Source organism: Ornithinibacter aureus (assembly GCF_009858245.1).
Classification (GTDB): domain Bacteria; phylum Actinomycetota; class Actinomycetes; order Actinomycetales; family Dermatophilaceae; genus Fodinibacter; species Fodinibacter aureus.
Map to the genome: position 1 here is coordinate 1,931,771 of NZ_VMSB01000001.1, position 12,638 is coordinate 1,944,408.

The following is a 12,638-nucleotide window of genomic DNA, read 5'->3' on the forward strand; positions in this document are numbered from 1 at the left end:
GACGCGCACGAGGTCGGCGCGCTCGTAGCGTCGGGGCATGGATACTGACGGCATGACGCCACCCCCACCGCTGCGCTGGTGGGAGTACGCCTGGCGCCTGGGACTCGCCGCGCTCGTGAGCCTGGTCGCGTTCCTCGTCACCGTCGGTCCGTTGGCGGAGGCCGACTACGAACCGAGCGGGGCCGAGGCGTTCTGGATCCTGCTGGCAGATCCCGTGCTGGGGCTCGCGGCCTTCGTCCTCGTCCTCCAGCGTCGCCGCTGGCCCTTCGTGGTGGCCGCGCTCACCGCTGCCTTCTCGGCGGTCTCCTTGTTGGCGCTCGGCCCGGCGACCCTGGCCCTGGCGTCCTTGGCGACGCGGCGACGCCCCCGTGAACTGGCCCCCGTGGTTGCCCTGACCATCGCGGCGACCGTGTCGATGGAGACGCTGTACCCCAGCATCGAGCGAGAGTCGTGGTGGGTTGGCGTCCTGTCCGGCGTCCTGGGCGGCGCCGTCGTCATCGCCGTCGTCGTCGCGATCGGCTACGCGGTCGGCGCCGACCGCGAGGGCCGGCACACCCTGCGCGAGCGCGCCGAGACCAACGAGCGCGAGCAGCAGGCCCGCGTCGCCGCAGCCCGCGCCGAGGAGCGCACCCGCATCGCCCGCGAGATGCACGACGTCCTGGCCCACCGCATCTCACTGGTGTCGATGCACGCCGGCGCGCTGACCTACCGCGATGACCTGCCGCGGGAGCAGCAGATCGCCGTCGCCCGCACGATCGAGGACAACGCGCAGCTCGCGATGTCCGACCTGCGCACCGTGCTCGGGGTGCTGCGCAGCGACGACGCTGCCGACGGCATGCCCGAACCACCCCAGCCGGGGACGGAGGACCTGCCGGCGCTGGTCGCCGAGGCGGAAGTCGCAGGCATGCGGGTGCTGCTCGACAACCAGCTGACGCAGGCTCCGCCCCCGACGACGGGGCGCACCCTCTACCGGATCGTCCAGGAGTGCCTGACCAACGCCCGCAAGCACGCCCCTGCGTGCTCGGTGACGGTGAGCATCGAGGGCGGCCCGGGCGAAGGCGTCGACGTCGTCGTGAGCAACCCGCTGCCGGTCGGCGCCGCGACCCCCGAGCGGCTGCGCGGGCTGGGGCTGCTCGGGCTGGATGAGCGCGTTGCGCTGCTCGGCGGGTCGCTGGACCATGGCGAGACCGGTGGCCGCTTCGTCGTGCGCGCGTCGCTACCGTGGGCGGCGTGAACGGGGCATCCGCGGCCCCGGTGCGGGTCGCCATCATCGACGACGACCCGCTGGTGCGGGCCGGGCTGGCGATGATCCTCGGGGGCGATCCGACGCTGTCGGTCGTCGGCGAGGCTGGTGACGGGGCGGATGCCGTGGCGCTCGTTCGCGAGGTCGCCCCCGACGTCGTGCTCATGGACATCCGGATGCCACGCCGCGACGGCCTGGCCGCCACCGGCGACCTGCTGGCACTGCGTGAGCCACCGAAGGTGCTCGTGCTGACGACCTTCGATGCCGACGAGATGGTGCTGGCGGCGCTGCGGGTGGGGGCCCACGGGTTCCTGCTCAAGGACACCCCGCCGGCCCGGCTCGTCGAGGCCGTGCACGCGGTGGCTGCCGGGCTGCCGATCCTGTCGCCGCACGCGACGTCAGCCCTCATCGCCGAGGTGGCCGCGCGGGATGCCGCTGGGCCGAGTTCCGCTGACCGCCGCCGGGTCGCTGCCCGTGCTGCTCTCGAGGTGCTGACCGAGCGTGAACTCGAGGTGGCCGGCGCGCTCGGCCGAGGGCTGAGCAACCAGGAGATCGGGAGCACGCTGTACCTCAGCGTGGCGACGGTCAAGGCCCACGTCGGGCGCATCCTGACCAAGCTCGGGCTGGAGAACCGCACCCAGGTGGCGATCCTGGTGCACGACGCGGACCTGGGCGACGACGAGAACTGACGCCGACGGCATCCGCCCGGCTGAGGGTCGAGGGGCGCACGCCGGTGAGCGGACGGCATCCGTCTCGCTCGTCACATGCAGGGGCACGCGACATGTCGAGCCCTCTGCGTGTCAGCATGTGGCCCGGAATACCGCATCGGGCAATATGGTTGTAGGTTGAACTATCAGCCCCGAGGAGTCACCCATGTCAGCAGCAACCACGCAGACGTCCGAGCGCCAGCCGGTGCTCTACCTCAGCCACGGCGCGCCGCCGCTGGCCGACGACTCGACGTGGACGGGCGAGCTCGCCGCGTGGTCGAGCGACCTGCCACGGCCGAGCTCGGTGCTCATCGTCTCGGCGCACTGGGAGATGGCTCCCATCGCGGTCTCGGCGACCTCGGGTGACGTGCCGCTGCTCTACGACTTCTGGGGCTTCCCGCAGCGCTACTACGAGGTCACCTACGACGCCCCGGGGGCGCCCGAGCTGGCGCAGTCGGTGGCCGGGTTGCTCTCCGGCGCCGGCGAGAGCCTGCACCAGGACCCCACGCGTGGCCTCGACCACGGCGCCTACGTGCCGCTGAAGGAGATGTTCCCCGAGGCCGACGTCCCCGTGCTCCAGCTGTCGATGCCGACCCTGGACCCGCAGCGGCTCTTCGCCCTCGGGGAGCGCCTGGCCCCGCTGCGCGACGAAGGGGTGCTCATCGTCGGGTCGGGCTTCACCACGCACAACCTCGCGTGGTTCAACCCCTCGGCGCCCTCGGATGCCGCACCGCCGACGCCGTCGGCCGAGTTCGACCACTGGGCTGCCGAGGCCGTCGGGCGGGGCGATGTGGATGCCGTGCTCGACTTCCTCGCCAAGGCACCCGCTGCTCGGGAGGCGCACCCGCGCACGGAGCACTGGGCCCCGCTGTACGTCGCCCTGGGTGCGGCGTCTGCGTCGGGTGGGGTGGATGCCGCGAGCGTCATCGACGGCTTCTGGTACGGCCTGAGCAAGCGCTCCTGGCAGTTCGCCTGACCCTCACCCGAGGTGGCGGTTCAGGAAGTCGCCGATGCGCCGCCACGCATCGTCGGCGGATGCCGCGTCGGGCCCGACCCGCATCACCCACCGTGAGATGGGGGTCGCGAACCACGGCACGTCGGCCTGCTCGTTGAGGAAGGCATGTCCCGCCGACGGGTACTCGCGAACGTCGTGCGGCACGCCTCGTTCGGCCAGAGCCTCCTCGAGGGTCGACGCCGCTCCACGCAGGTACAGGTCGCGCCCGCCGTAGCTCGCCACCACGGGGCAGGCGTCGTCGAGGGTCGACAGGTCCGGCGGCAGCGCCCCGTAGTTGACGACGGCGGCATCCCAGCCCGGGCGACCGGCCAGCACCAGCGCGAAGCCGCCGCCCAGGCAGAACCCGATGACACCGACGGCGCCGCTGCAGCGCGGGTCGGCCAGCGCGGCATCCCTCACCGCCTCGATGTCATCGAAGGTGCGGCCGCGGCCGCGACGCAGCGCCCGGAAGGTCTGGGCCAGGCAGACCACCCGCCGGCCGCGAGCCAGCAGGTCCGGCGCGAGGACGAGGTAGCCCATGGCCGCGAGTCGATCGGCGTGCCGACGCATCTCGTCGTCGAGACCGAACACCTCGTGCACGAGGACCAACGCAGGCCACGGGCCCTCCCCCGACGGAACCGCCCGGTACAGCGGGAGGTCACCGACCGTCGTCATGCCTGCCGTCAGCGCGCTCATGGCCCCGATCCTGCCCGATGGCATCGCGTCATGGCCCTGAACCGCCCGGCCGCCCAGGCGACCGGGCGGTCAGTCGCTCCCGACCCCGCCCCCAGCGGCCTCAGACAACGGCGGGGACGCCGCTCTCCTCGTCGAGATCCGTCGCCGCGCCGGCGAACTGGGCTGCGTACAAGGCGGCGAAGGCACCACCAGCCGCGAGCAGTTCGGCGTGTGACCCCCGCTCGACGATCCGGCCGGACTCCATGACGAGGATGAGGTCGGCATCCCTGATCGTCGAGAGTCGGTGCGCGATGACGAAGCTCGTGCGATCCGAGCGCAGCGCCGACATCGCGTGCTGCACGAGCAGCTCGGTGCGGGTGTCCACCGACGACGTCGCCTCGTCAAGGATGAGCAGCGACGGCGCCGCGAGGAAGGCTCGGGCGATGGTGATGAGCTGTCGTTCACCGGCGCTGATGTTGTCGGCCTCGGCGTTGAGCACGGTGTCGTAGCCGTCGGGCAGCATGTGCACGAACCGGTCGACGTAGGTCGCGCGCGCCGCCTCGAGCACCTCTGCGTCGCTCGCCCCCGGCCGCCCGTAGGCGATGTTCTCGCGGATCGTGCCGGAGAACAGCCAGGTGTCCTGGAGCACCATGCCGATGCGTGAGCGCAGGTCGTGCCGGGTCAGTTCGGTGATGTCGACCCCGTCGAGGGTGATCCGGCCACCGTTCAGCTCGTAGAAGCGCAGCACGAGGTTGACCAGCGTCGTCTTGCCGGCCCCGGTCGGGCCGACGATCGCCACCGTCTGGCCGGGCTCGACGACGAGGTCGAGGTTCTCGATGAGCGGGGTGTCCTCCCGGTAGGAGAACGACACGTCCTCGAACGCGACCCGCCCGCGAGGGTCGCTGATGCGTGCCGGGGTGACGGCATCCGGCTCCTGCTCCACGGCATCCAACACCGCGAACACCCGCTCCGCAGAGGCGACGCCGCTCTGCATGAGGTTGGCCATCGACGCCACCTGCGTCAGCGGCTGGGTGAACTGGCGGGAGTACTGGATGAACGCCTGCACGTCACCCAGGCTCATCGAGCCCGACGCGACCCGCAGCCCACCGACGACCGCGATCGCGACGTAGTTGAGGTTCCCGATGAACATCATCGTCGGCATGATGATGCCGCTGATGAACTGGGCGCGAAAGCTCGCGTGGTGCAGGGCGTCGTTGCGAACGGCGAAGTCGCGGTCGGCCTCGGCCTGGCGGCCGAAGACCTTGACGAGCTCGTGCCCGGTGAAGGTCTCCTCGACGACGGCGTTGACCTCGCCGGTGCTCTTCCACTGCTGCACGAAGTGCTTCTGGCTGCGCTTGCCGATCATCGCCGTGACGACCATCGTCACCGGGATCGTCACCAGGGCGATGAGGGCGAGCAGCGGCGAGATCCAGATCATCATGCCGACCATGGCGATGACCGTCAGCAGCGAGGTGAGCAGCTGGCTCAGGGTCTGCTGAAGGCTCTGCGCGACGTTGTCGATGTCGTTGGTGACCCGGCTGAGCAGCTCGCCGCGCGGCTGCCCGTCGACGTAGGGCAGCGGCAACCGGTTCAGCTTGTCCTCGACGTTGCGGCGCAGCGCGAAGATCGTGCGGTTCACCGCCCCGGTGAGCAGCCGCCCCTGGAGCCACTGGAGCAGCGCGGCCACCACGTAGATCACGAGCACGATGAGCAGGATGCGGCCGAGCGCGCCGAAGTCGATGCCCGACCCCGGCACGATGTTCTGCATCGCGGCGAGCATGTCGGCGATCTGCGTCTCGCCGCGGTCCCGCAGCCCCTGCACCGCCTGTTCCTGGGTGACGCCCGCCGGGATCTGGCGGCTGAACACCCCGGCGAAGATCAGGTCGGTCGCCGAGCCGAGGATCTTCGGGCCGATCGCGTTGAGGGCGACGCTGCCGAGCGCCAGCACCACGACCGCCCACACGATGAGCCGCTCGGGCGCCATGAGCGCGAGGACCCGCTTGGCTGACGGGAGGAAGTTCTGCGACTTCTCGGTCGGCATCCCGATCGCCGCGTGCGGCGGGCCACCACGATGGGCGGATGCCGGGCCGCGGCGCTGCGCGGCCGCCTTCTCCTCCTCGTTGCGCACCTCGCTCATGCCGCCTCCTCGATCGCTTGCTGGGACTGCACGATCTCGAGGTAGGTCGGGCAGGTCTCGAGCAGTTCCTCGTGAGAGCCGCTGCCGACGACCCGCCCCTCGTCGAGGACGACGATGCGGTCGGCGTGCAGGATCGTGGACACCCGCTGTGCGACGACGATCACCGCGGCGTCGCGGGTGACCGGGCGCAGCGCGGCGCGCAACCGGGCATCGGTGGCGACGTCCAGGGCCGAGAAGGCGTCGTCGAACAGGTAGATGTCGGCCTTGCTCACCAGGGCTCGGGCGATCGCGAGCCGCTGCCGCTGGCCGCCGCTGACGTTGGTGCCGCCCTGCGAGATCGGGGACTCGAGCCCGTCGGGCATCTCCCGCACGAAGTCCTCGGCCTGGGCGACCCGCAGGGCCTCCCACAGCTCGTCGTCGGTCGCGTCCGGGTCGCCGTAGCGCAGGTTCGAGGCGACGGTCCCGGTGAACAGGTACGGCCGCTGCGGCACCAGCCCGATGTGCGACCACAGGTGCTCGGGGTCGGCGTCGCGCACGTCGACCCCCCCGACCAGCACCTGCCCCGAGGTGACGTCGTGCAGCCGCGGAATGACCCCGAGCAGCGTCGTCTTGCCCGACCCCGTCGACCCGACGACCGCCGTCGTGGTGCCCGGCTCCGCGACGAGCGAGACCTCGCGCAGCACGGGGGCCTCGGCGCCCGGGTAGGCGAAGGTGACGTCGCGCAGCTCGACCCGCACCGGCCCCGTGGGGATGGCGACCGGGTGGGCGGGCGCGTGCACCGAGGTCTGGGTGTCGAGCACCTCCTGGATGCGCCCGGCCGACACCGTGGCCCGCGGGATCATCATCGCCATGAAGGTCGCCATCATCACCGACATGAGGATCTGGATGAGGTAGGCCATGAACGCGGTCAGCGCGCCGATCTGCATGTCCCCGGTGTCGATGCGCTGGGCCCCGAACCACAGCACCGCGACGGTGGAGGCGTTGAAGATGACCATGACGATCGGGAAGGCCAGGGCCATCAGCTTGCCGACGGCCAGCGCCGTGCCGGTGTAGGTGGTGTTGGCCTCGGCGAACCGCTCGCGCTCGACGTCCTCACGCACGAACGCCCGCACGACCCGGATGCCGGTGATCTGCTCGCGCAGGATCCGGTTCACCGAGTCCACGGCCGTCTGCATGGCCCGGAAGTGGGGGATCATCTGCCGGATGACGAGCCCGATGGCGATGGCCAACGCTGGGACGGCGACGGCGACGAGCCAGGACAACCCGGCATCCTCACGAATGGCCATGACGACGCCGCCGACCATCATGATCGGCGCGGACACCATCATCGCCAGCATCATGTAGACGACGGTCTGCACCTGGGTCACGTCGTTGGTGCTGCGGCTGATGAGGGTGGGCGCGCCGAAGCGGGAGAGCTCCTGCGCGGAGAAGGCGCCGACGGTGCGGAAGACTCGGGCGCGGATGTCACGGCCCAGGGATGCCGCGGACTGGGCACCGATGCGGGTCGCCGCGATCGTGGCCGCGATCTGCACGAGGGAGACCACGAGCATGATCGCGCCCGCGCGCATGATGAAGCCGGTGTCGCCGACCGCGACGCCCTCGTCGATGATCCGGCCGTTGAGGCTGGGCAGGTACAACGACGCGATCGTCGCAACGAACTGGAGGGCGAGCAGCACCAGCAGGGAGGCCGCGTACGGGGTGAGGTGCGTGCGCACGAGTCGGTAGAGCATCAGGCCTTCTTCCGGGTGCCGTCGAGGACGACGTCGACGATGTCGGCCGCGTCGAGGCGGCCGGTCGACATGAGCGGGTGCACGCTCGAGAGCGTGAGGAGCTGGAGCAGGGCGACGACGTCGGATGCCGGTTTGCGCAGGGCCGCGGCATCGTCACCGATGAGGTCGAGGAAGGCGGCGTCGACCTCGGGGTCCGACGGTCGCTGGTGTCGCTTCGCGTCATGGGCAACCGGGCCACCGGCCGGCGAACCGGCGTGGTGGAGCACCGAGATGAGGCCCACGATGCTTTCGACGTGCCGCAGCAGGATGGCGACCCCCGAGGTGAGCCGCTCGTCGAGGGTCAGCGACGGGTCGATGGTGCGCAGCTCGGCGACGGCCGGGGCGGAGTCGAAGACCGCGGCGACACAGGCCTGGACGAGTTCGTCCTTGCTGCCGAACGCGCGGAAGACGGTGCCCTCGGCGATGCCGGCGGCCTCGGCGACCTGACGGGTCGTCACCGACGGGCCGTGCTCGCGCAGGAGCGGCAGGGTCACGTCGACGAGGGCGGCTCGGCGCTCTTCAGGGCTGAGGGCTGGGGCACGGGGTGGCACCCGGACACTCTATGTGAGTGAGCACTCACTCACAAACGGTTTTCCCGAGACGCGCCTCGGCGGCATCGAGCAGGTCAGCCGTCGACATCGCCAGGTGTGCCTCATGCACCGCACCTGCGGCGAGCGACAGGAGCACCCCTGCCGTGCGCACGGCCAGCGCTTGCGGGTCGACGACGCCCCGAGCCGCCTCCTCCCAGCGCCGCGCCACCGCCTCACCGGCAGGGCCGAGCGCGATCGCGTGGGCGACGAGACAGGCCAGGTCGTCGACCCGGTGGCCGGGCCCCACGGTGTCGACGTCGAGCAGGCCGCTCGGTCGCCAGCCCTCTCCCATCAGGGTGACCGTCAGCTGTCCCTCGTGGAAGTCACCGTGGGTCGCGACGACCGGCCCGAGGTCAACCGTCCGCGACCGTTCCACGACCTCGCGACCGACGGCGAGCGCACGGTCGGCGTGGATTCCGGCGGCGGCCACGGCATCCGCATAGTCCGATGCCCGGTCCGACCACGCCGGGCGCCGAGGCAGGTCGAGAACGGACGCGGGCAGGGCGTCGAGCAGTGCGACGAGGCGGTCGAGCTCGAGGCCGCGCGCGTCGTCCTGGCCGATGGCTTCGACGAGCGGGGTGCCGGCGACCTCCTCCAGGACGACGATCCCGTCGCTGCGGGCCGCGAGCACCGCGGGCACGGGTAGACCCGCATCGCCGAGAACCGCCAACCTGTGAAGGACATCCGGCGCGCCGCCCCGCCCCGCGGCGGGGCGCAGCACCTTGACGTACGTCGTCCGCCCGTCACGCACCGCACGGACCACGGCCCGCCGCAGGGGTCGGTACCCCAGCAGCTCGATGCTCGTCACGGGTCCGACCCCCGGCACGACCTGCTCCAGGGCGACGGGGTCGCACCCGGCCTCCAGCCCCGGCAGGGCAGGGTCGTGCGGATGCCGCCACCCGAGCAGTCGCCCCGACGGCCCGTGCATGCTCACCACGTGAGCCGCGTCATCGGGCACGTCACGTCCGGCGGTGGAGCTGAGGAGCACGTAGTCCTCGATCAGGTCACCCGAGGTGGTGCGCAGCCACACCCGGTAGCCGACGGTGACGCCGTCGCCCGGACGGTGCTGGACGGAGTGCACCTCGTGGTCCGCCAGCTCGGCCTGAACCGTCGCGACGGCAAGCGAGAGCGGTTCCCTCGCGCCCGGGCCGGTGAGCAGCTCGAGCTCGTCGGCCTCCCGGGGCTCTGGCGGCGACGTGGTCGCCGGGAGCCCCGGGAGGTCGGATGCCGTGCCGGTCATCAGCTGCGGGTCACGCGCTCGGCGCGGAGACCGGGGATGCCGGGGTGTTGGGCGTGTTGGGCGTGTTCGCCGACTTCGGGCTGGCCGGGCTCACGGGCGAGTTCGGCGTGTTGGGGGTGTTCGCCGACTTCGGGCTGGCCGGGCTCACGGGCGAGTTCGGCGTGTTGGGCGTGTTCGCCGAGGCCGCCGGGGTCACCTCCGTCGTGCTTCCCTTGGTGGCGGGTGCCTGCGTGGTCGCGGCCGGTGCGCTCGTCGTGGCCGCGGGCTCGCTCGTCGCCGCGCTGCGGGCCTCGGGCTCCAGCACGATCGTCGTGTCGGTGGGCACGGGCACCGACTCGATGAGGCTGGTGGCGCTCGGGGACGGGGTGGGGGTGTCCGCCGATGCGCCACCGGCCGCAACCGCACCGGTGAGGGCGATGGCGCCGAGCGCGCCACTGATCATCCACGTCTTGCGGGGCAGGGTCTTCATCTCAAGTCCTCCTGGTACTGGGGGCGACGGGGTGCCGCCTGCTGTTGCACCAGCCTCGAGGACGTTGATGAGGTGGTCGTGAGGCATACATGAGGGCGTCCTCATGTTCGCCCCTCAACCGACCAAGACCTCGAACTCGGAGACTCGCGGCCTGATGCGGCGCCGCTCGATGGCGGGGCCCAACTCCACTCGCAGATCCATACTCCCGATGTGCGCTGTTGCAGCAGCGCCCAACGAGAGTTGGAGCGCACATCGGGAGTTCGGCCCAGCCATCGACGCACCCTCAGGCCCGGATGCTGGTCAGCGCAGGAGGCCGTCCTTGGCCGCGTCCCGCACGAACGCCACGATCTCGTCGCGCACGGCATCCGAATCGAGGTCCAACAGCCCCGAGATCGCTGCCGAAGCAGCCCGCGCGCTCAGGTCGCCGTCGCACACCGAGGCGTAGGCCGCGGTCACGGTCGTCAGCGTCAGGTGGCGACGCAGCCCCCCGCCCTGGCGCAGGACGATGACGCTCGGGTGCTCCGCGCCCGGGAGGCTGTGCCGTTCCTCGTGGACGTCGGGGGCGCAGGCCCAGGCAGTGTCCAGCACCGCCTCGTCGTCGTGCTCGGCGAGCCAGCAGCGTGCCTCGATGCCGGCCAACACGGTCGGGCCCATCGGTGACTCCACGGGCCACGACACGTCCATGAGGTCGACGAAGGGAGCCCGCTCGACCTCAGGCCGGTGCAACGTCACCACCCCGAACCCGATCGCCTCGACGTCGCGGGACTCGAAGTCGTCGAGCCACGCGGCGTACATCGTGTTGAAGTCTGCGGTGCCGGGGTGGTGCCCCCCGTCCCGGGCCCACGTCTCGGCGTACTCCGCCGGGTCCTGCACCTCCCGCTGCACGACCCAGGCGTCCAGGCCGGTGCCCTCGATCCAGCCACCGACCCGCTCGGTCCACGTCGTTCCACGCGGGACCTCCCAGTTGCCCAGGAAGTGGGCGATGCCTCCGGGCTCGAGGTGCGCACCGACCCCCATGACGAGGTCGCGCACCACGGCATCCCCGGCGGCGCCGCCGTCGCGGTACTCGTACAACGGCACCTCACCCGAGCGCGGGGTGATGACGAACGGGGGGTTGCTCACGACGAGGCCGAACCGCTCGCCCTCGACCGGCTCGAGCATGGACCCCGACCGCACGTGCCACCCGGCCCCGTCGAGGGCGGCGTTGAACCGCGCAAAGGCCAGCGCCCGCTCCGAGAGGTCCGTGACGACGACCTCGTCGGCGTGCTGGGCGAGGTGCAGCGCCTGCACCCCACAGCCCGTCCCGAGGTCGAGCGCCCGCGCCACCCGGGGGCGCGGGGTCCAGGAGGCGAGGGTCGTCGACGCCCCACCGATGCCGAGGACGTGGTTCTGGCGCACGGGTCGACGCGTCGCCAGCTCGTCGAGGTCGGAGGCGACCCACCAGTCGACGTCGTCGCCGGCGTAGGGCCGCAGGTCGCACAACGCGACGACCCCATCACCCTCCGGAGCGAGCAGGCCGAGCGCGACCGCCCCCTCGACTCCGAGGGTGGGCAACGCACGTTCGGCCTCGGCGGCATCCACCGGGTCACCGAGGGTGAACAGGCGGATGAGCGTGCCGCACGGCGCGTCGGTGGCAGCTGTCACCCGCTGCACCGGGAGCGCCTGCTCACGGTCCAGGGCGGCGGCGGCCATCGGGCCGAGCAGGTCGAGCACACCGGCGACGGTGAACCGGGAGGTGCGCAGGTCGGCCCGGAGCGCGCTGATGAGCGCGGGGTCGACGCGGGGCGGGTTGGTGGTCATCGTGGACGAGCGTATGCGGTGCGGCCCCACGACGTCATCGGATGCCGTGGGGCCCGGTCGTCCGCCGGGCCTGGCGCGCTCCTATCCGCCCGGCAGCTCGACCGGAGCGCCGAGGCCCCACGGGATCCCCGTGGGGTACCAGATGACGAAGAACAGCGTCCACGTCACGAGCAGGACCACGGTGTACGGCAGCATCATCGAGACGACCGTGCCCATGCCCGCCGTCTGGGCTCGACGTACTTCTCGGTGAGCACCGTCATGACGATCGCGGTGAAGAGCGCCGAGCCGATGGCGAAGAACAGGTTGTGCGTGACGTTGAGCTCGGGGGCCCCGGGCGCGACCCCACCGAGAGAACGAGGCGCTCACCCCGGCGTACGCGGCGGCGATCCCGGCGAGCGGGTGGCGACCGAGACTGACGAAGGCCGCCGCCCCGAGCGGGATGAGCACCAGGTAGCCGGCGTCGGAGGCCACGCTCGAGACGCCACCGAGGAGCACGATGATGAAGGTGATGGCGCTGGCCGGCGCCACCTGAACCATCTTGCGGATGAGGGCCGCGATGCGCTCGGCCTCCTCCGCGACCCCCACGCCGATCATCGCGACGAGGATCACGGCGACGACCCCGAAGTCGTTGAAGTTCTGGACGACGGTCGTGAAGATCTGCCGGATGCCGTCCGCGGACAGCAGGCTCCGGACCTCGATGGTCTCGGTGACGACCTCGTACTCGGATCGGCCGCTTTCCGCTCGATCGAGGGATCCCTGGAACCCGCGTCGTCGTAGGTCTCGCTGACGCTGGTCTCGACCGGCTCGACGACCTCGGTAGTCACGCTGATGCCCATCGCGGCCATGACCGCGGACAGGACGATGAGGATGGCGATGAGCCCGAGGAAGATCATCGCCGGGTGCGGCACCTTGTTGCCGCACCCGCTCGATTCACCCCAGGAAGCCCTTGGTCCCTGCCGACTCGTCCGCTGCTGCCGAAACGCTCACAGGTCCTCCTCGCGCCGCCCACGACAC

At 71.5% G+C, this 12,638-nt stretch carries 12 protein-coding genes and 1 pseudogene; 3 read left to right on the top strand and 10 right to left on the bottom strand.

Features of this window, described 5'->3' with window-relative positions; all coding sequences use genetic code 11:
- Positions 1-37 precede the first annotated feature (37 nt).
- The 3 genes from C8E84_RS09170 to C8E84_RS09180 all read left to right on the top strand — a co-directional run bounded on the left by C8E84_RS09170 (position 38) and on the right by C8E84_RS09180 (position 2,926).
- Positions 38-1,234 carry a sensor histidine kinase gene (locus C8E84_RS09170; RefSeq protein ID WP_159901462.1) on the top strand — a complete coding sequence of 399 codons (1,197 nt, stop codon included), beginning with the start codon at positions 38-40 and terminating at the stop codon, positions 1,232-1,234.
- Entirely contained in the window at positions 1,231-1,932 is a 702-nt protein-coding gene (locus tag C8E84_RS09175; protein WP_281348930.1) for a response regulator, read from the top strand. The genes C8E84_RS09170 and C8E84_RS09175 overlap by 4 nt, the downstream gene beginning before the upstream one ends.
- Before the next feature lie 184 nt (positions 1,933-2,116).
- Complete coding sequence (locus C8E84_RS09180) at positions 2,117-2,926, top strand: dioxygenase family protein (protein ID WP_159901464.1); 810 nt, start codon at positions 2,117-2,119, stop codon at positions 2,924-2,926.
- A 3-nt stretch (positions 2,927-2,929) separates the two neighbouring features.
- Here the strand turns inward: C8E84_RS09180 and C8E84_RS09185 are convergent, their stop codons facing one another.
- The 10 genes and pseudogenes from C8E84_RS09185 to C8E84_RS18390 all read right to left on the bottom strand — a co-directional run bounded on the left by C8E84_RS09185 (position 2,930) and on the right by C8E84_RS18390 (position 12,517).
- Positions 2,930-3,640 (bottom strand): dienelactone hydrolase family protein, encoded by a 711-nt coding sequence (locus C8E84_RS09185; protein ID WP_159901466.1) that lies wholly within the window; start codon positions 3,638-3,640, stop codon positions 2,930-2,932.
- 100 nt (positions 3,641-3,740) lie between these two features.
- The gene (locus C8E84_RS09190) at positions 3,741-5,756 is read right to left on the bottom strand and encodes an ABC transporter ATP-binding protein (RefSeq protein ID WP_159901468.1); all 2,016 of its coding nucleotides are present in this window, start codon (positions 5,754-5,756) and stop codon (positions 3,741-3,743) included.
- Complete coding sequence (locus C8E84_RS09195) at positions 5,753-7,486, bottom strand: ABC transporter ATP-binding protein (protein WP_159901470.1); 1,734 nt, start codon at positions 7,484-7,486, stop codon at positions 5,753-5,755. The genes C8E84_RS09190 and C8E84_RS09195 overlap by 4 nt, the downstream gene beginning before the upstream one ends.
- Complete coding sequence (locus tag C8E84_RS09200) at positions 7,486-8,076, bottom strand: TetR/AcrR family transcriptional regulator (protein WP_159901472.1); 591 nt, start codon at positions 8,074-8,076, stop codon at positions 7,486-7,488. Before C8E84_RS09200 ends, C8E84_RS09195 begins: the two co-directional genes overlap by 1 nt.
- Positions 8,077-8,101: 25 nt before the next feature.
- Positions 8,102-9,355, bottom strand: coding sequence for an aminoglycoside phosphotransferase family protein (locus C8E84_RS09205; protein WP_159901474.1), 1,254 nt, complete (start codon positions 9,353-9,355; stop codon positions 8,102-8,104).
- Positions 9,356-9,365: 10 nt separating this feature from the next.
- A complete protein-coding gene (locus C8E84_RS09210) occupies positions 9,366-9,824 on the bottom strand; it encodes a hypothetical protein (RefSeq protein WP_159901476.1) in 459 nt (152 codons plus the stop codon).
- A 300-nt stretch (positions 9,825-10,124) separates the two neighbouring features.
- Entirely contained in the window at positions 10,125-11,624 is a 1,500-nt protein-coding gene (locus C8E84_RS09215) for a DUF7059 domain-containing protein (RefSeq protein WP_159901478.1), read from the bottom strand.
- Between the two features lie 81 nt (positions 11,625-11,705).
- Positions 11,706-11,840 carry an AbgT family transporter gene (locus C8E84_RS18075; RefSeq protein ID WP_246197063.1) on the bottom strand — a complete coding sequence of 45 codons (135 nt, stop codon included), beginning with the start codon at positions 11,838-11,840 and terminating at the stop codon, positions 11,706-11,708.
- Positions 11,841-12,032: 192 nt separating this feature from the next.
- Positions 12,033-12,323 (bottom strand): annotated as a pseudogene (locus C8E84_RS18385) (AbgT family transporter); the annotation flags it as partial.
- Positions 12,230-12,517 (bottom strand): hypothetical protein, encoded by a 288-nt coding sequence (locus C8E84_RS18390; RefSeq protein ID WP_170296275.1) that lies wholly within the window; start codon positions 12,515-12,517, stop codon positions 12,230-12,232. The gene C8E84_RS18390 and the pseudogene C8E84_RS18385, both read right to left, overlap by 94 nt.
- Positions 12,518-12,638 lie beyond the last annotated feature (121 nt).

Excerpts from the sequence above, each read along its gene's own strand:
- C8E84_RS09170 (WP_159901462.1), top strand. The coding sequence starts at position 38 with ATGGATACTGACGGCATGACGCCACCCCCACCGCTGCGCTGGTGGGAG.
- C8E84_RS09180 (WP_159901464.1), top strand. The coding sequence starts at position 2,117 with ATGTCAGCAGCAACCACGCAGACGTCCGAGCGCCAGCCGGTGCTCTAC.
- C8E84_RS09185 (WP_159901466.1), bottom strand. The coding sequence starts at position 3,640 with ATGAGCGCGCTGACGGCAGGCATGACGACGGTCGGTGACCTCCCGCTG.
- C8E84_RS09190 (WP_159901468.1), bottom strand. The coding sequence starts at position 5,756 with ATGAGCGAGGTGCGCAACGAGGAGGAGAAGGCGGCCGCGCAGCGCCGC.
- C8E84_RS09195 (WP_159901470.1), bottom strand. The coding sequence starts at position 7,486 with ATGCTCTACCGACTCGTGCGCACGCACCTCACCCCGTACGCGGCCTCC.
- C8E84_RS09205 (WP_159901474.1), bottom strand. The coding sequence starts at position 9,355 with ATGACCGGCACGGCATCCGACCTCCCGGGGCTCCCGGCGACCACGTCG.
- C8E84_RS09210 (WP_159901476.1), bottom strand. The coding sequence starts at position 9,824 with ATGAAGACCCTGCCCCGCAAGACGTGGATGATCAGTGGCGCGCTCGGC.
- C8E84_RS09215 (WP_159901478.1), bottom strand. The coding sequence starts at position 11,624 with ATGACCACCAACCCGCCCCGCGTCGACCCCGCGCTCATCAGCGCGCTC.
- C8E84_RS18075 (WP_246197063.1), bottom strand. The coding sequence starts at position 11,840 with ATGGGCACGGTCGTCTCGATGATGCTGCCGTACACCGTGGTCCTGCTC.
- C8E84_RS18390 (WP_170296275.1), bottom strand. The coding sequence starts at position 12,517 with ATGATCTTCCTCGGGCTCATCGCCATCCTCATCGTCCTGTCCGCGGTC.